This window comes from Kitasatospora sp. NPDC053057 (assembly GCF_044546945.1).
Classification (GTDB): domain Bacteria; phylum Actinomycetota; class Actinomycetes; order Streptomycetales; family Streptomycetaceae; genus Kitasatospora.
Window position 1 is genome coordinate 1 of sequence record NZ_JBITZP010000075.1, and the last position, 16,538, is coordinate 16,538.

Annotated in this window: 21 protein-coding genes; 13 read left to right on the plus strand and 8 right to left on the minus strand. The window is 74.0% G+C overall.

All coding sequences use genetic code 11. The features are described from left to right. Positions 1–117: 117 nt before the first annotated feature. The 3 genes from ACIG5E_RS37860 to ACIG5E_RS37870 all read right to left on the minus strand — a co-directional run bounded on the left by ACIG5E_RS37860 (position 118) and on the right by ACIG5E_RS37870 (position 1,639). Positions 118–630, minus strand: coding sequence for a nucleotidyltransferase domain-containing protein (locus ACIG5E_RS37860; protein ID WP_396541595.1), 513 nt, complete (start codon positions 628–630; stop codon positions 118–120). Continuing rightward, positions 627–1,148 (minus strand): hypothetical protein, encoded by a 522-nt coding sequence (locus ACIG5E_RS37865; protein WP_396541597.1) that lies wholly within the window; start codon positions 1,146–1,148, stop codon positions 627–629. The genes ACIG5E_RS37860 and ACIG5E_RS37865 overlap by 4 nt, the downstream gene beginning before the upstream one ends. Positions 1,149–1,456: 308 nt before the next feature. Then, on the minus strand, positions 1,457–1,639 hold the full coding sequence (locus ACIG5E_RS37870; protein WP_396541599.1) for a hypothetical protein: 183 nt from the start codon (positions 1,637–1,639) through the stop codon (positions 1,457–1,459). An 804-nt stretch (positions 1,640–2,443) separates the two neighbouring features. Here ACIG5E_RS37870 and ACIG5E_RS37875 point away from each other — a divergent pair. From ACIG5E_RS37875 to ACIG5E_RS37900, 6 genes are all read left to right on the plus strand, one after another. After that, positions 2,444–2,590, plus strand: coding sequence for a hypothetical protein (locus tag ACIG5E_RS37875; protein WP_396541601.1), 147 nt, complete (start codon positions 2,444–2,446; stop codon positions 2,588–2,590). A gap of 185 nt (positions 2,591–2,775) precedes the next feature. Further along, complete coding sequence (locus ACIG5E_RS37880; protein WP_396541603.1) at positions 2,776–3,363, plus strand: hypothetical protein; 588 nt, start codon at positions 2,776–2,778, stop codon at positions 3,361–3,363. 19 nt (positions 3,364–3,382) lie between these two features. Next, positions 3,383–4,168 carry a hypothetical protein gene (locus tag ACIG5E_RS37885; RefSeq protein ID WP_396541605.1) on the plus strand — a complete coding sequence of 262 codons (786 nt, stop codon included), beginning with the start codon at positions 3,383–3,385 and terminating at the stop codon, positions 4,166–4,168. A 336-nt stretch (positions 4,169–4,504) separates the two neighbouring features. Next, positions 4,505–4,888, plus strand: a complete 384-nt coding sequence (locus tag ACIG5E_RS37890; protein WP_396541607.1) for a DUF6193 family natural product biosynthesis protein — start codon at positions 4,505–4,507, stop codon at positions 4,886–4,888. A gap of 9 nt (positions 4,889–4,897) precedes the next feature. Next, entirely contained in the window at positions 4,898–5,389 is a 492-nt protein-coding gene (locus ACIG5E_RS37895; RefSeq protein WP_396541609.1) for a GNAT family N-acetyltransferase, read from the plus strand. Positions 5,390–5,679: 290 nt separating this feature from the next. Next, positions 5,680–6,300 (plus strand): TetR/AcrR family transcriptional regulator C-terminal domain-containing protein, encoded by a 621-nt coding sequence (locus tag ACIG5E_RS37900; protein ID WP_396541611.1) that lies wholly within the window; start codon positions 5,680–5,682, stop codon positions 6,298–6,300. 77 nt (positions 6,301–6,377) lie between these two features. On the opposite strand, the gene ACIG5E_RS37905 is transcribed toward ACIG5E_RS37900, so the two are convergent. Then, complete coding sequence (locus ACIG5E_RS37905; RefSeq protein WP_396541613.1) at positions 6,378–7,067, minus strand: DUF4232 domain-containing protein; 690 nt, start codon at positions 7,065–7,067, stop codon at positions 6,378–6,380. Between the two features lie 291 nt (positions 7,068–7,358). Here ACIG5E_RS37905 and ACIG5E_RS37910 point away from each other — a divergent pair, with 291 nt between their 5' ends. The 5 genes from ACIG5E_RS37910 to ACIG5E_RS37930 all read left to right on the plus strand — a co-directional run bounded on the left by ACIG5E_RS37910 (position 7,359) and on the right by ACIG5E_RS37930 (position 11,348). Continuing rightward, the gene (locus tag ACIG5E_RS37910; protein ID WP_396541615.1) at positions 7,359–7,724 is read left to right on the plus strand and encodes a hypothetical protein; all 366 of its coding nucleotides are present in this window, start codon (positions 7,359–7,361) and stop codon (positions 7,722–7,724) included. A 169-nt stretch (positions 7,725–7,893) separates the two neighbouring features. Next, complete coding sequence (locus tag ACIG5E_RS37915; RefSeq protein ID WP_396541617.1) at positions 7,894–8,091, plus strand: hypothetical protein; 198 nt, start codon at positions 7,894–7,896, stop codon at positions 8,089–8,091. Positions 8,092–8,213: 122 nt separating this feature from the next. After that, positions 8,214–9,311 (plus strand): sugar ABC transporter substrate-binding protein, encoded by a 1,098-nt coding sequence (locus ACIG5E_RS37920; RefSeq protein WP_396541619.1) that lies wholly within the window; start codon positions 8,214–8,216, stop codon positions 9,309–9,311. 22 nt (positions 9,312–9,333) lie between these two features. Further along, positions 9,334–10,119, plus strand: coding sequence for an ATP-binding cassette domain-containing protein (locus tag ACIG5E_RS37925; RefSeq protein WP_396541621.1), 786 nt, complete (start codon positions 9,334–9,336; stop codon positions 10,117–10,119). Then, complete coding sequence (locus tag ACIG5E_RS37930) at positions 10,116–11,348, plus strand: sugar ABC transporter permease (RefSeq protein ID WP_396541623.1); 1,233 nt, start codon at positions 10,116–10,118, stop codon at positions 11,346–11,348. The genes ACIG5E_RS37925 and ACIG5E_RS37930 overlap by 4 nt, the downstream gene beginning before the upstream one ends. A 259-nt stretch (positions 11,349–11,607) precedes the next feature. On the opposite strand, the gene ACIG5E_RS37935 is transcribed toward ACIG5E_RS37930, so the two are convergent. After that, the gene (locus ACIG5E_RS37935) at positions 11,608–12,579 is read right to left on the minus strand and encodes an SDR family NAD(P)-dependent oxidoreductase (protein WP_396541625.1); all 972 of its coding nucleotides are present in this window, start codon (positions 12,577–12,579) and stop codon (positions 11,608–11,610) included. 65 nt (positions 12,580–12,644) lie between these two features. On the opposite strand from ACIG5E_RS37935, the gene ACIG5E_RS37940 reads away from it, so the two are divergent. Continuing rightward, complete coding sequence (locus ACIG5E_RS37940; RefSeq protein ID WP_396541627.1) at positions 12,645–13,217, plus strand: TetR/AcrR family transcriptional regulator; 573 nt, start codon at positions 12,645–12,647, stop codon at positions 13,215–13,217. Between the two features lie 256 nt (positions 13,218–13,473). On the opposite strand, the gene ACIG5E_RS37945 is transcribed toward ACIG5E_RS37940, so the two are convergent. From ACIG5E_RS37945 to ACIG5E_RS37955, 3 genes are all read right to left on the minus strand, one after another. Beyond that, positions 13,474–13,845, minus strand: a complete 372-nt coding sequence (locus ACIG5E_RS37945) for an alkaline phosphatase D family protein (RefSeq protein WP_396541633.1) — start codon at positions 13,843–13,845, stop codon at positions 13,474–13,476. A gap of 3 nt (positions 13,846–13,848) precedes the next feature. Beyond that, positions 13,849–14,748: a neutral zinc metallopeptidase gene (locus ACIG5E_RS37950; protein ID WP_396541629.1), complete on the minus strand. Its 900-nt coding sequence runs from the start codon at positions 14,746–14,748 to the stop codon at positions 13,849–13,851. Positions 14,749–14,986: 238 nt separating this feature from the next. After that, complete coding sequence (locus tag ACIG5E_RS37955; RefSeq protein ID WP_396541635.1) at positions 14,987–15,817, minus strand: helix-turn-helix transcriptional regulator; 831 nt, start codon at positions 15,815–15,817, stop codon at positions 14,987–14,989. A gap of 222 nt (positions 15,818–16,039) precedes the next feature. Here ACIG5E_RS37955 and ACIG5E_RS37960 point away from each other — a divergent pair. Further along, the coding region (locus ACIG5E_RS37960; protein ID WP_396541631.1) for a class I SAM-dependent methyltransferase at positions 16,040–16,538 on the plus strand (499 nt) is incomplete at its 3' end.

Genomic DNA, 16,538 nt, shown 5'->3' on the forward strand with positions numbered 1-16,538 from the left:
CCGGACCACGGACACGATCCGTGTCGCCGCACGCGGAGAGAACGCGGGCGACCAGCGCATCCAAAACCGTTCGGAATGCGCCAGATGACCAGGTTCGGGTCCAAGACTCACTCCTGCTCACTGACTAAGGAACGGTGCCCGGTACTCGGCGGGCAGCGCGACCCCCGTGCGGGCGTGCAGCTGCGCCATGTCGTGGCGGTCCTTGTCGCGCAGCGCGTAGCCGAGGTGGCAGCGCACCTGGGTGGCGGCGTCGACGCACGGGACGGTGCGGCCGCCGATGGTGCCGGTCACCGGGGCGGGGTAGCAGAACCGCTGGCCGTCCGGGAGGAGTTGGTGGCCGCCGCCGTGGGCGGAGCCGGTCACCGGGTGGAGGTCGACCGCGCGGCCGGCGCCGTCGGCCAGGGCCAGGGCGGCGGGCAGCAGGTCCCGCAGGACGGTGGTGAACCCGGCGGCCGCCAACGCCCGCCGGGCCACGTCGAGTTGGTGGCCCGGGAGGACCAGGTCGAGGTCGTCGTGGGGCCGGGTGGCCTGCCCCACCAGGGCGTCCACGCCCCAGCCGCCGTCCACCCAGGCGCTCACGCCCGCGTCCGTCAGCAGGTCCAGGACGTCGAGGACGTCGGTCTCGTTCACGAGGCGGTGTTCTTGCGGAAGCGCTTGGCCAGCGCCGGGTCCGACTCCCACCACAGGCCGTTGCCGCCGTGCTCCTTGCCGGCGGGATCGGCGGGTTCGGCGGGCCGGGCGGGCTCGGCCGACGGGAGCGCGGAGTCGCCCACGGCCCGCACGCGGAACATCAGGCCGGGGACCGCCCAGAGGGCCGCGTACATCGGCAACATGACCGCGGCGATGCAGTACCAGGGAATCATCGCGTAGTGGGCCAGAGACGGCACCAGGAGGACCCATCGGGATCCGGTGCCCCGGCCCGTGACCAGGAACTCCCGGTCCTCGCCGACCTCCACGGTCACCGCGTTGGAGCGGGTGCGGTCCCAGGCGCTGATCCGGACGGTGTGGGTCCCGGCGGGCACCGGGAAGCGGGCGGTGCCGCCCTGCTTGACCCCGCCGACCCGCACCCCGTCGATCACCACCCAGTACCAGCCCTTCCTCAGGGCGATCAGCGGCGGCTCGGCATGCACGACGACAGTTCCGGTCATCAACAGTCCCCCTGGTTCTTCGGTGATCACGCGCGAAGCGCGCCCATGATAGGGGGCGAGCGGGCATACGCCTTCCGCACTCCCGGCGGCTCGACGGCTCGACGGCTCTCACCAGGCCCGCCGGATCGCGGTGGGGGCGGGCCGCGCTCAGCGTGGTCGGTCACCGGCGCGCCCGCCAGAGCGCACGGGGGAGCACCCCGGGGCGCCGGGCAGGCGCTGCGGCGCGGTGCGCCGCCCGTACGGGCGGAGCCCTCCCGCACCTCGCGGGTGCGGGAGGGCTCCGGACCTGTCTTCGGCCCCGGGGGGCGTTACTTGCCGACGGGTGCGACGTCGCCCCAGGAGGTGTTGGCGGGCGTCGTCAACCCGGCGTGGGCGGCGGCCACGGTGCCCTGGGGGGCGAGGTCGCCCCAGGAGGTGTCCGCGAAGGCCGGGCCGCTGCCGAGGGCGAGCAGGGCGGCGGCTGCCGTACCGACGACGATGCGCTTGAGCATGGTGGTCCTCCAACGTTCGATGGTTCGGTCCTGACAGTAGATCAAGATGCGCGCAGATGTTCGATAACGTCGAAATCCGTCCACTCCCCCGCCGCGACTCCCGCACCCTGAGGACAAGCTCCGGGTCGACAACGTCCCGCGCCAGGAATGGGCGCAGTCACGTTCGAGCCCGCCCTCGGCTGGTGACCCCTACAGGAGCCCCAGGAGCTGTGGCACCTGACGTTCCGCCCGTTCGGCAACGAGTAGTCCGCCCACACCGGGCCACCAGCCCCGGTCGCCGGGTGGCGCTGAACCCGCCCGGCCGTGGGGCCCGTTGGGGTCTATCGGGGCTTCGGGGTAGGCCCGCCCGCCCGCACAGGAAGTCAGCCCCGTCGATTTCCTGCGCGGGCGGGCGGACCCGGTCGCCGCCGCCGGCGGGGTGACGGCCCCGCCGCCGGCGGCCTCGACGCGCCGGACCATCCCGCGTCGGCTGCGCCGGTCCGGGGGCCGGCGTCACGCTGACGCGCCCCTTCCGTTCGACCACCGGACGCGATCACCGTAGAACCTCAAGTCGCCTTGAGGTCAAGGCGGTTCTCACAGGCCCCGGGTGGCGGGATCAGGCCGAACCCGGGCGCACCGCGGCGCCCGTGCCGGGGTGCGCCCGGGCCCGCGGACGCGGCTGCCGCCGTCGTACCGGAGCAGGAAGTCGGACCGGCCGACTTCCTGCTCCGCAAACCCGCCCCCGCACGATGGCGCACCGCCGGTCACCCACACGGGTGGCCTCCGCCGTCCCCCTCCTCCCCGGCCCGGGCACCTGGCACGGTTGTGCGCGAGCGATCGCCGCCCGGGAAACGGGAGTTGGCGCTCGCCCGGTTGCGCCGCGTCCGCTACGTGCTGAGCGGCCCGTATGGGACCGACACCCGGATCGACTCCGGCTACCGCACCTGCAACCTCGAACTGCCCTGCGGCTGACCGGAGTCCCGCCGACCGGAGCGGGAAGTCGTCCCCGCCGACTTCCCGCTCCACCCGGGGCCCCGCCGGTGGCACAGTGGAGGGATGGCCCGCCCCACGGACATCGACACGCTGTTGCGGCGCTTGCCCCTCGGCGGCCGGGTCCGCGCGGCCGTGTCCGGCCCCACCCGGGCCCGGGCATCGGCGTGTTCGTCGACCTCGCCCCGCACAGCCCGGGCCCCGGAGCCCGCGGCTTCGTCGACGCCGAGCACCTGCGCGCCCGCGACCAGTGGCCGCCGGCCGGCACGGACACGGACTTCGAGGTCCTGCGGCACGACCTCCGCCGCGCCGAGGGGACGCCGCAGGTCAGGCTCTGGCCGCTGGACGCCGCCGTCCGCCACCCGCGCGCCGGGCACTGGGGCCTGCCCGACGAGCAGTGGCAGCGGGTCAAGGCCCGCCACCCGGTCGGCTCGACCGTGACGGCGACCGTCTCCTCGCTCAGCGCCGGGAACCGCTGGTACACCGTCACCTTCGGCGAGGCCCGGAGCCGGATCACCCACCCGGCCGCCGGGCCGCCGCCCCTGGGCGCCACACCGGCCGCCACCGGGTCACCGGCCTCCTCGACACCACCCACCGGGTCCCGGCCTCGCCGCTGGACGACGGCCCCTCCGGCCTCAACGGACCCGGCCCCCCAACCCCGAACCGCTCCTACTCGCCGTGACACGGCCGTGCCACGGCCGAAAAAGCCCGTTTCGGCGCGTGTGCCGGTGCCGAACCTCAGGGCAGGGACATGACCGACTTGGGGAGGGCCGGATGGAGAGCGGGATCGCGGCACTGGCGGACCTGGAACGGTACCCGCTGCACGCTCTGGACGGCGAGCGCGGGCGCGAGCTGCTCGACCGGGCGCGCAAGGCGTTCGAGCACACCGGCTTCGTCGCCCTGCCCGGCTTCCTGCACCCCGACGCCGCACGCGTGGTGGCGTCGCAGTGCCTGGCCGACGAGGGCCGCGGGGTCCGCTTCGACGGGACCAGTGACGTCTTCCTGAAGACCGAGGACGGCGCCCAGGGCCACACCGGCACCACCTACACCAAGACCACCCTGCCCTACGACCGGATCAGGCCCGACTCGCCCCTGCACACCCTGTACGCGTGGGAGCCCCTGCGGGCCTTCGTCGCGGCCGTCGTGGGCCTGCCCGTCCACCGCTGCGCCGACCCCGCCGGCGCCGTCGCCGTCCAGATCCAGCACGAAGGCGACCTGCAGGACTGGCACTTCGACATCTGCGAGTACACCGTCCTGCTCCACGCCCAGGCCCCCACCGGCGGCGGCACACTCCAATACGCCGTCCGCTCACGCACCCAGGTCCGCCACAGCCCCGACCTGCTGCGCCGCATCGTCACGGGCGACCGCGGCGTCCCGGTCACCGAGGTGCCCACGGCCGCCGGGACCCTCGCCGTCCACGCCGGCAGCATCTCCATGCACCGCGTCACCCCCGTCGTGGGCGACACCGCCCGCGTCAGCGCCGTCCTGACCTACAACTCCCGCCCCGGCCAGACCCTCAATCCCTACACCCGGCAGATCCACTACGGGCGCGACCGGTGACCCGGCGCCCCTCCCCCCGTCCCGACGCGGCCGCGCACGGGAGTCTCGCCGCGGCGTTGCGGGCCCTGGCGGCCGCGCAGGGCCTGGTGCTCGACGTGGAGCCCCCGGCTTCGGATCCGCCGCGGCACGCCTCGTGGCCCAGCGCGCTCGCGCACCGGCAGCCGGTGATCGTGTCGAGGCGGCGCTGCGAACGGCGGTGGTCCGTCATGGCCTCGGCGAACAACGGGGTGCTGCTCTCGGGGAGCACGGGCGACCTGCGCCAGGTGCCGCCGGTGGCCGAGGCCTGGGTGCGCGGGGCCTGCCTGGAGGAGACCGGGCCGGGCCGCGGACTTCGACGTGCTGACCGGGCGCCTCGAAGTCCCGGACGGCAACGGCGCCGACGTCATCGCCTCGCAGTGGCAGTGGATGCGCAAGGAGGCCCGCGACGCCGGCCGGCCCGAGTTCCGGGCGCTGGTCGAGGCCGCGTACGCGCAGCCGGTGCTGCGCGCCCTCTGCCCCTACACCGGCCATTGGGCGCTGAGCTTCGCCGCCGCACCGGACGTCCCCTTCGACACGCCCGTGTTCATCTCGCCGGCGGCCTCCTGCGAAGGCGGCGGCCCCTGCACCGTCAGGCAGCGGTGGAACGGTCCGACGATCATGCGGGCCGGCACCGCCGCGGCGATCGCCTTCGCCGTCGAGCGGGTGCCCGGGTTCTTCGGCGATGTCACAGCCCCGCGCTAGCGTGCGGGCATGACGACCTCCCTCGCCCTCGCGCCGTGGTCCGAGCCGGGCCTGGACCTGCTGCACCGGCAGAACACGCCCGAACTGACGGAGCACCTGGGCGGGGTGGAGAGCCCCGAGCAGGTGCGGCGCCGCCACGAGCGCTACCTCGCGATGGCCGACGGGCAGATGTTCCTGCTGATGCTCGACGGCGAGATCGCCGGGTCGGTCGGGTACTGGCCGCACGCCTGGCAGGGGCGGGACGTCTACGAGACGGGGTACGCCGTGCTGCCCGAGTACCAGGGCCGGGGCCTGGCGGTGCAGGCGCTGCTGCTGTGTGCGCGGCGGGCCGGGCGCGAGGGTGCGCTGCCGTGGCTGCACGCCTTCCCCTCGGTGCGGCACGACGCCTCCAACGCGGTGTGCCGCAGGGCGGGGTTCGAGCTGGTCGGCGAGGTGGCCTTCGAGTACCCGCCGGGCCACCACATCCGTTCCAACAACTGGCGCCTGCCGCTGACCGGTTGACCGCCCCGCCCGTCCCGCGCCCGGCGCGGCTACGCCCAGACGTGCGTGCAGGAGATCGCGCAGGAGGCGGGCGTCGCCAAGCCGACCGTCTACAACCATCTGAACGACAAGGAGAGCCTCTACCGCGAGGCCGTCGAGGCCGCCGCCGACCGCGTCGCCGTACGCGCCCTGGCCGCCCTCGACCGGCTGCGCGAAGCGGCCGGCGGCGCCGACCCGCGCCCGGCCCTGAGCGCCGCCGCGCACGGCCTGCTGGCCGCCCTGACCTGCCAGGAGCCTGCGCCGTACGGCAGTTGGCCGCCTCCCGGGCCGCCCACTTCCCGGACCTGGCCGCCGGGGTGCGCGAACGCACCGCCCTGCGCGTGCGCGCCGCCCTGGCCGACCGGCCGGCCCGCCTCGCCCTGGCCCGGCACCTGCGCCCCTGCGACCCCGACCTCGCCGCCACCCACCTGCTCGCCCTGCTCACCGGACCGCTCGACTACCGTCCCGACGCCGCCCCCGGGGCCGTCGCCGACGGCGCCGTGGAGGTGTTCCTGCGCGCCTACGCCGCCTGCGGGCCCGCTCCCCGGGAACCGCAGGAGCGCCGCCGCCCTGCGGCCGGTGCCGCCGTCCCGCGGCGGCCGCAGCTTGTCCAACACCGCGCCGGGCAGCAGCAGGTACGGGACGGGGGTGGCCAGGCAGCACGGGCGGTCTTCAGCTTCCTCCAGGGCGCCATGGCGCGCGACGCGGCCGTGGCCCTGAAGCCCGGACTCTCGCCGCCACACTGGGTGACCAAGCACCGCGCCCGTTGCGGCACCGCGCACTTCCCGGCCACCGCCGGCCGGGGCACCGGGGCGCCGGGCCTGGCGGAGTTGCGACAGGCGGTGTGGACGGCGGGCGGCTACGGCCGACTCGCCGAGCGGTACCGGCTGTAGCCGGCTGTAGCCGGCGGCTGGCGCATCCGGCCGGCCGCACCCTCCGCGGGGCCGGCCGGCCCTTCAGCACCCGGGGTTCACTTACCGGCGGTCGTCATGGAGGCGACCGCCTCCGCGACGCTGGCGCGGTACAGGCCCATCCGGGGGTTCAGGACCCGTACCCCGCCGGCGAGCGGGAAGTTGTGGGTGTTCGCCAGGGGCATGTTGGTGCCGTCCTGGTCGACCAGCACGTTGAGTTCGTTGACGCCCTGGGCGGTGCCGGTGGTGGCGCCGTTCGGGTCGAGGTCGATCACCGCGTAGGCCTTCTGGCCGGCCTGGACGGTGAAACGCGCCGTGCCGCTGGCCAGCACCGGCTTGATGTTGTTGCTCTGGTCCCGCGCGGCGGAGTCGCCCAGATCCACGCCCGGGGAGGAGCTCAGGCTGCAGGCCCCGGTGCCGGTGTTGTGCACCTCGATCACCCACTGGTCGGTCGCCCCGGCGCGGGCCGACGCGGTGATCGACAGGTTCTGGATGTCGCACGGGCGGGCGGCCGCGGAGTCGCCGCCCGCGCCGGAGGAGGTGTGCGGGGCGGGGTGCGAGGGCGACTTGGCCGCCGGTGCGCCGCTCGCCGGTGCGCCGGCGCCCGGCGTAGCGGGCGCCGTGGCGGGCGCGGAGGCCGCCGGGGCGGCGGAGTCGGTGTTGTCGGGCCCGCAGGCGGTCAACGCGAGCCCCGCGCCGGCGACGAGGACGACGGAGGCGAGCAGCGGGCGGCGGTGGCGGACGGACATGGCGACTCCCCGGTGGCGGTGCGTGCTGACTGCTGTGGACACACCACAGGACGGCCGTCCGGCCGCTTACGGTGGCATGCACAGCGTCACAATCGTCCGGACACGACGCGGACGGGACTGTGACATTGCGTCAGCACCGGCGCGGGTCGATACCAGGCACCGGCGCCCGGGGCGCGGCGGCGCGCCCCTGTCGGATGTCAGGGACCGTGGCGGCGCCCGCCTTCCTAGGCTGGCGAGCACCGGGCCCGACCCCCTGGCCGGGCCGCCGCAATCAGCAAGGGAGAACCACCCATGCGCAGGATCACCCGTGCTCTGGCCGCCCTCGGGGTGGCGGCCGCCGCGCTGACCACCGTGGGCACCGGCAGTGCCGGCGCCGCCGACGGCTCCTGGGCGGGCTGCCCGTACGGCGCCGTGTGCGTCTACCCGCAGGACCAGAACCCCGCCTCCTCCCCCAGCGCCGTGTACTGGAGCTACGGCGCCCACAACCTGAGCGGCCAGTACGGCAACCACTGGGTGCTCAACAACCAGTCCGGCGGCGCCCACGCCCACCTGTGCCAGAGTTCCGGCGGCGGGAACTGCGTGTACGACATCCCGGCCCAGAACGGGGTCTACTACGACCTGGGGCCGATCAACTCCATCACCCTCGACCGTCCCTGACGGGACGTCGCCTGTAGCCGGGTGCCCGCCCGCATCGGGGGACGGGCGGGCGCCCCCACAGGACATCCCCACAGCCCCCGCACACACGGCCCCTGGCCGCCGGGCGCCCCGGCGCCGAGCTGGCCGTGCCCGCGCCGGCGGGCCGCCCGCCGATGGCCCACCCGACCTGGTGGCGGATGAGCAGGGCCGCGGTCCCGCCGCGCCGGGGCGCGGACCCGCTGGGACGGTCGCCCGCAAGGTCGGCTACGGCAGCGGGTACGCGCTCTCACACGCCTTCGCCCGCGAGTTCGGCACCACCCCGGGCCGCTACCGCGGTGCGGCGGCCGAGGCGGGTGCGAACTCCCCCCGCGCCAGGGCGAGTTCATGAAGATAACGAGTAGTGGCACATTCCCAGGAGTCTGGTTTTACTTCTTGACGCCATGTACGCGGTCAGGTTTAACTCCCCCCACCCGCCGCTCCACCGCGGCGTCCCCAGGGAGAGGCTCCCGTATGAACGCCCTACTGCGTCGCGCCCTCGTCTCGGCCGCCGGCCTCGCGCTGGCCCTTTCCATGACCGCCGCCTGCGGCAAGGCCGGCGGCGACAAGAAGGACTCCGCCGCCTCCGGCGACACCACCTCCATCGGCCTGCTGCTGCCCGAGAACGCCTCCTCCGTGCGCTACGAGTCCTTCGACCGGCCGTTCATCGAGGCCAAGGTCAAGGCCCTGTGCGCGGGTTGCAAGGTGCTCTACAACAACGCCGAGGGCAGCGCCGCCAAGCAGAAGCAGCAGTTCGACACCCTGCTCGCCCAGGGCGTGAAGGTCATCGTCCTGGACGCCTTCGACGCCAAGTCCACCCAGGACTGGGTGCGGGAGGCCGCCGCCAAGGGCGTCAAGGTCGTCGCCTACGACCGCCTGGCCACCGGCCCGGTCGCCGCCTACGTGTCCTTCGACAACGAGAAGGTCGGCGAACTCCAGGGCCAGGCCCTGCTGGACGCGCTCGGCCCGCAGGCCTCCGGCGACGACATCGTCATGATCAACGGCGACGAGGCCGACCCCAACGCCGCCCAGTTCAAGACCGGCGCCCACAAGGTCCTCGACGGCAAGGTCAAGAAGGTCGTCTACGAGCAGTCCGGGCAGTGGAACCCCACCGTCGCCGGGCAGAAGATCGGCGCCGCGATCACCCAGCTCGGCAAGAACGGCTTCCAGGGCGTCTACTCCGCCAACGACGGCATGGCCGGCGCCATCATCACCCAGCTCCAGGGCTCCGGCATCAAGGTCCCCGTCGGCGGCCAGGACGCCGGCCTGGACGCGATCCAGCGCGTCGTGGGCGGCGACCAGGCCTACACCATCTACAAGGCCTACAAGCCGCTCGCGGAGACCGCCGCCGAACTGGCCGTCGACCTGCTCCAGGGCAAGGACGTCAAGGCCGTCGCCACCACCACCGTCGACAGCGCCACCGACAAGAACATCCCCGCCAAGCTCCTGGACGCCAAGGTCGTCACCAAGGCCAACATCAAGGACACCGTGATCGCCGACGGCCTCTACAAGGCCTCCGACATCTGCACCGCCGACTACGCCGCCGCCTGCACCGCCGCCGGCCTCAAGTAGCCCTACACCCATGGTGGTTCATGTGACAGGCGCACCCGTCCTCCAGCTGCGCTCGGTCTCCAAACGCTTCGGCGCCGTCCAGGCCCTCACCGACGTCGACCTCGCCGTCCACCCGGGCGAGGTCCTCGCCCTCGTCGGCGACAACGGCGCCGGCAAGTCCACCCTCGTCAAGACCATCGCCGGCGTCCACCCCGTCGACGAGGGCACCATCACCTGGCACGGCGAGCCCGTACGCCTGACCCGCCCCCAGGACGCCACCGCGCTGGGCATCGCCACCGTCTACCAGGACCTCGCCCTGTGCGACAACCTCGACGTCATCGCCAACCTCTTCCTCGGCCACGAGAAACTGCGCCGCACCCTGCTCGACGAGGTCGCCATGGAACAGCGCGCCCGCGAGCTGCTGGACACCCTCGCCATCCGCATCCCCGACGTGCGCGCCCCCGTCGCCGCCCTGTCCGGCGGCCAGCGCCAGGTCGTCGCCATCGCCCGCGCCCTGGTCGGCGAGCCCTGCGTCGTCCTGCTGGACGAACCCACCGCCGCCCTCGGCGTCGAACAGAGCGCCCAGGTCCTGGACCTGGTGGAACGGCTGCGCGAACGCGGACTCGGCATGATCCTGGTCAGCCACAACATGGCCGACGTACGGGCCGTGGCCGACACCGTCGCCGTGCTGCGCCTGGGCCGCAACAACGGCCTGTTCCCCGTCACCGGCACCACCCAGGAACAGATCGTCGCCGCCATCACCGGCGCCGACGACAACGCCCACGCCCGCCGCCGGGCCCGCCGCACCGAGGAGGAGGACGCCGCATGACCACCCCCGCCACCGACCCCCGCCTGCACGTGAGCGCCCCCACCTGGGCCGGCCGCGCCGAAGCCGCCCGGCGCCGCCTGGCCTCCGGCGAACTGGGCGCACTGCCCGTGGTCGTCGCACTCGTCGTCATCGCCATCGTCTTCCAGTGCGTCACCCACCACTTCCTCCAGGCCGACAACCTCACCAACATCACCCGCTTCATCGCCGGGCCCGGACTGATCGCGGTGGGCGTCGTCTTCGTCCTCATCCTCGGCGAGATCGACCTCTCCCTCGGCTCGGTCGCCGGCGCGAGCTCCGCGATCGCCGCCGTCCTGGCGGTGCGCCAGGGCTGGCCCGAATGGCTGGCCATCGCCGCCGCCCTCGGCGCGGCCTGCGTGATGGGACTGCTGCACGGCCTGCTGTTCGCCCGCGTCGGCGTGCCCGCCTTCGTCGTCACCCTCGCCGGGATGCTCGCCTGGAGCGGCCTGCAGGAATGGGTCCTCGGCGACGCGGGCACCGTCAACAACCGCCACCAGGGCATCGTCGCGAGCCTGGACTCCACCTTCCTCGGCGACGGCGACATCGCCTACGCCTGGACACTGGCGATCCTCGCCCCCGCCCTCTACCTCCTCACCCACCTGGCCACCGCCCGCCGCCGCACCGCCGCCGGCCTGGCCGCCCGCCCCCTCGCCGACACCGCCCTGCGCACCGGCGCCCTCGCGGTCCCCGCCCTGGCCGCCGCCTACGCCCTCAACCAGGACCGCGGCCTGCCGCTGTCCCTGGTCGTCCTGCTCGCCGCCGTCGTCGCCACCGACTTCGTACTGCGCCGCACCCGCTACGGCCGGCAGGTCTTCGCCGTGGGCGGCAGCGTCGAGGCCGCCCGGCGCGCCGGCGTCAACGTCGCCCGCGTCCGGGTGTCGGTGTTCCTGCTCGCCGCCCTGCTGGCCGGCCTCGGCGGCCTCTTCTACGCCTCCCAGCAGGGCTCCGCGGACAAACAACTGGGCAGCGGCAACGTCCTGATGATGGCCATCGCCGCCGCCGTCATCGGCGGCACCAGCCTCTTCGGCGGCCGCGGCAACGCCTGGTCCGCACTGCTGGGCATCCTGGTCATCCAGTCCATCACCACCGGCCTGGACATGGTCCACGCCGCCCAGGCCATCCAGTACATGATCACCGGCGCCGTCCTGCTCGCCGCCGTCGTCCTCGACTCCCTCACCCGCCGCACCCGCACCGGCACCGGCCACCGGTAGCCACTCCCCCGCCGCCCCGCCACCCCGCCACCCCGCCACCCCGCTCCAACGAGGCGGCAGGGCGGCGGCGTTGACGGGCCCCGGGACCGGGCACCCGCCCCGCCACCTGCGCCGGAGCGCGGTAGCCGTCACCGGGGGCGTGTCGCCCAGCGGGCTTGAGTACGCCGGGCACCGGTGCGCCCAGGACCGTTCGGGGCGTGCGGCTCACCGGGATTCACTGCCGATCAGTTCAAAGCAACGGTGTCGTGGCGTCGAGCGGTCAGGCGCGGAGCAGGCCGGTCGAGACCGCCCACAGGCGCTCGGCGGCAGCGGGATCCAGCGCCCACTCCTTGACACCGTGCGGGTGTTGCGCGAGGTCGGCGTCGTTCGGCACGGTGTAGGCCTCCTGCGAGTCGTCGAGGTAGTGGCCCCCGCAATGGGCGAACTGCGGGGCGACGGCCGCGACCAAGGTGGTGGCGGCTCCCTGCTGGACCGTCTTGTACCTGAACACTCCGGCGGCCTCCGCCGCATCGAGTGACCGCTTCTGCTGCGCGGTGAAGTTGCGCTGCAGACCCGTCGCGACACCACCGGGGTTCACCGCATTGGCCACGATGCCCTCGCACGCCCACCGGCGGGTCGCCTCGACGGCGAACAGGGAGTTCGCCGTCTTCGACTGGGCGTAGGCGATCTGCGGGTCGTAGGTGCGCCGCTCGAAGTGGAGGTCGTCGAAGTCGATGCCGGAACGCATGTGCGCCGTCGAACTGACCGAGACGATCCGCGCCCCGTCGCGCTCGCACGCCCCGAGGGCCAGGGCGCCGTGCAGGCCGATGGCGAGCGCGAGGTGCCCCAGATGGTTGGTCGCGAACTGCAACTCCCAGCCCTCACGGGTCCGTTCGAGACCGCCGGTGACCACGCCCGCGTTGTTGACCAACAGGTGAAGCGGGCCGCTCCACGCGTCGACGAACGACGTGACGGCGGCCCCATCGGCGAGGTCCAGCCAGGCGACCCGGGGGCGGATCCCCCCGGTCGAGCCCCCGATCGCTCCAGCGACCACCTCACCCGCGGCCGTGTTCCGCACGGCGAGCGTCACCTGCGCCCCGGCCGCGGTCAACGCGCGAGCCGTCTCGATCCCGATCCCGGAGGAGGCTCCCGTCACGATCGCACGGACGCCGGTGAGGTCGACGCCCCGCACCACCTCGTCCGCCGTGCTGGAGGCGGTGAAGGACGTGACGAGGGGTTCGCGAGCCGTCATGACAACGAGGCTATACACACTGGACTGAACTTGTATAGTTCGTTTCCCGCTTCTAGGCTCGCCCCATGAGCAGCCCCGAGGCCGGCCCCCCGTCGTCGCCGACCACCGCCACCGACCGTCGCACCACGGTCCTGGACTCCGCCCTGGCCACGTTCGCGCGATTCGGCTACCGGAAGACCTCGATGGAGGAGGTCGCGCGGGCGGCGCACATCTCCCGCCCCGGGCTCTACTTCCTCTTCTCCTCGAAGGAGGCCCTGTTCCGTGCCGCGGTCACCCAGGCCTTGGAGCGCGACATCGCAGCGGTCGAACACGTCCTGGCCGATGCCGGCCGCCCTCTTGCGCAGCGCCTCCTCGAAGCCTTCGACCGGTGGGCGGGCCGCTACGTCGGCCCGCTGACGCAAGACGTCGCGGTGGTCGTCGAGGACAACCCCGACCTCCTCGGGGAGATCGCACAGACCGCTCCGCGGCGTTTCGAGGAACTGATCACCGGCGCGATCGCCGTCGAGTCAGGACACGAGACGGCCACCCCCGTCGCACAGACGATGATCAGCGTATCGATCGGCCTCAAGCATCAGGGCGCATCGCGGGAGTTCTACCTCGAACGCCTGAAGGCCGCCATCGAACTCCTGGTGCGCTGAGGGCAGGCGGCCAAGCCGCGCGGGAATCCGGCCGCCTCCGGGCGGGGCGTGGTCTCGCCACCCGGACCGGATCGGGCTTCCCGACCAGCCGAGAGGCCCCCACCGTCACAGCTCCGGCGAGCTCCGGCACCACCACGAAGACGCCCCCCACGCCTCCCCCACGCCTCCGGTGCCGCTCGCAGGCCTGCGAGCGGCAGCGGAGCGAACCGGCTGGGCCCCGCGCGCGCGGGAAGTCGGCGGGTCCGACTTCCCGCGCTCACGGGCCGCTCGCTCGGGCGGCGCGGGCGCGGCACGCGGCGAGGGCGTGCCGGCGGTCCATGGTCAGCGTGGTGTAGCCGCGGCGGCCGTCGTAGCACCGCATGTGCGGGTCGGCGGCCGTCAGCGTCGCCCGGTTGGAGGGCTTGTCCTCGCCGTCGCCGTCGCCGCTGATCGAGGTGCCGACGATCTCCACGCCCACCGTACGCGAGGCCGGGCCGTCGAAGTCCCGCTGGACGTCCAGGGCGTAGGCCACATGCACATCGCCGGCGAGCGGCACCGGGTTCCTGGTGCCGGCCTCGTCGACGGCCGTCAGGAAGCGTTCGCGGGCGAGGAGTGGGTCAAGCGGTGGGGGGGGTTCGGTCGGACGCAGCGGCTAGATCTTCCCGGAGAAGGTGTCGCACTGGGCCAGGTCTCCGCCGCGGTAGCCGGTGGTGAACCAGGCCTTGCGCTGGTCGGAGGAGCCGTGCGTCCAGGCTTCCGGGTTGATCTTCCCGGTGGCCTGCTTCTGGATCCGGTCGTCGCCGACGGCCGCGGCCGCGTCCAGGCCCTGGGCGATGTCCTGGTCGGTCAGCGCGGCGATCAGCGGACGGCCGGTGGAGGCCTGCGAGGTGGTGGTGGCGTGGTGGGCCCACACCCCGGCGTAGCAGTCGGCCTGCAGCTCCAGGCGCACCGAGGCGCTGTTGGCGCCCTGGCGGTCGTTGCCGACCTTCTGCATCGTGCCGAGCAGGGTCTGCAGGTGGTGGCCGTACTCGTGGGCGACGACGTAGGACTCGGCGAACGGGCCGCCCTTGGCGCCGAATCGGGTGGACAGCTCGTCGAAGAAGCCGAGGTCGAAGTAGGCCTTCTGGTCGCCGGGGCAGTAGAACGGGCCCACCGCCGAGGTCGCCGGGCCGCAGGCGGTGGAGACCCGGTCGGTGAACAGCACCGTCTGGGCGGGCTTGTACGCCGTCTTGGTACGGCGTGCCAGCTCGGCGCTCCAGAACTCCTGCAGGCTGTTGGTGACCGCCGTGATCCGGCAGTCCTGGCGCTTGTTGGCGTCCGCGCCCTTCTTGCAGGACTGCTGCACCTGGCCGTCGGTACGCGCCCCGGAGGAGGCGGACGAGCCGCCGCCCAAGGACAGGCCCAGCAGCTGGGGGTCGACCCCGAGGACGACCGCGAGCAGCACCGCGACCAGGCCCACCGCCCCGCCCCCGATGGCGGCCTTCCCGCCCGGGATGCCGCGCCGGTCGTCCACCTGCGAGGTGTCCAGGTCGCCCTGGTCGTCGAACTGCATGCCCCTGCCTGCCCGTTTCTTGTCGATCCGTCGGTGTGCCGGTGTGCCGCTTCGTCGGTGTGTCGCTTCGTCGCTTCGTCGCTTCGTCGCTTTGGTGGCGTTGTGTGCCGCCCGCGGCCCGCCCAGCCTACGGGCAGCGGGTCCTGACACGCCGCAGCCGCCGCCTCACACCGAGGCCATCACACCGGGGGCGTCACACCCGGGGGGCGTCACACCGAGGCCGTCACACCGGGGGGCGTCACACCGAGGCGCCGACCACCCGCAGCAGCTCCAGGCGGGAGGCGGCCTCGCTGCCCGCGGCGGCGGTGTGCACCAGCAGCAGCTGGTCCTGCCCGCCCGCGGCCAGCACCTCGCACTCCAACTCCAGCTCCCCCACCACCGGGTGCAGCACACGCTTGCGGCCGCTACGCCGCAGCGCCACCTCGTGACGCTCCCAGCAGGCGGCGAACTCCTCCCCCGTGGCCAGGAGTTCGGCCAGCAGCTCGGCGGCGCGCCGGTCCCCGGGACGGGCCGCGTGGGCGGCGCGCAGGCCCGCCACGTGAGCGCGGGCCAGCGCCTCATGGTCCTGCGGCGGGAACAGCGCACGGCTCGCCGGGTCGGTGAACCAGCTCAGCAGCAGATTGCGCCGCGCGGGCGGCCGCGCGCTGACGTCCCCGAACACGGCGGCGGCCATCGCGTTCTGCGCCAGCACGTCGCCCAGATCGGAGACCACCTGCGCGGGCGTGTCGTGCAGACGGTCCAGGACCAGCAGCAGGCCGGGGCGCACATGGGCGAGCGGGCCGTACCGGCGCGGCGGCTCGTGCCCGGCCAGGTGGAACAGATGGTCCCGCTCGTCCCCGCTCAGCCGCAGCGCCCGCGCCAGCGCCGCCAGCAACTGCGGCGAGGGCTGCGGGCCGCGCCGCTGCTCCAGCCGCGCGTAGTAGTCCACCGACAGCCCCGCCAGCTGCGCCACCTCCTCCCGGCGCAGCCCGGGGGTGCGGCGTCTGGCCCCGGGGGCCAGGCCGACGTCGGCGGGTGTCAGGCGGGCGCGGGAGCGGCTGAGGAAGTCGGCGAGGGCCTCACGGTCGATCATGTCGCCCAGCATGGCGTGGATCGGGCCCGCCGAGCCAGGGACCGCCGCTGCCCGGTTGGCGGTCGTGCTCTAGGGTCGTGCCCCGTGCCCGAACCCTCGCCATCCCCGCTGCCCCCGTCATCCCCGGCGTCGTCGCCGTCGCCGCCGTCGTCGCCGGCGTCCCCGGCGTCCCCGCCATCCCCGTCATCCCCGGCGTCCCCACTGCCCCCGGCGTCCCCGGTGTCCCCACTGCCCCCGGCGTCCCCGTCCTACCTGGCCGCCACCGCCGACGCCTACGACGCCGTGGCCGTGCGCTACGCCGACCTCGTCAAGGACGGCCTGGCCCACCTGCCGCTGGACCGCTCGTTCGTCACCGCCTTCGCCGACCTCGTGCGCGCCGCCGGGTGCGCCCCGGTGGCCGACCTGGGCTGCGGCCCCGGCTACCTGACCGCCGCCCTGCACACCTGCGGCCTGGACGCCTTCGGCATCGACCTGTCGCCCGCCCTCATCGACATCGCCCGCCGCACGTACCCGGCTCTGCGCTTCGAAGTCGGCACCATGGACGCCCTGACGACAGCCGACGCGACGCTGGGCGGCGTGGTGTCCTGGTACTCCCTCATCCACACCCCACCCGGGCAACTGCCCGCCTACCTCGCCGAGTTCCGCCGCGTCCTGGCCCCGGGCGGATACGCCCTGCTCGGCTTCTTCGAGTCCGAGGGCGACCCGCTCACCCCCTTCG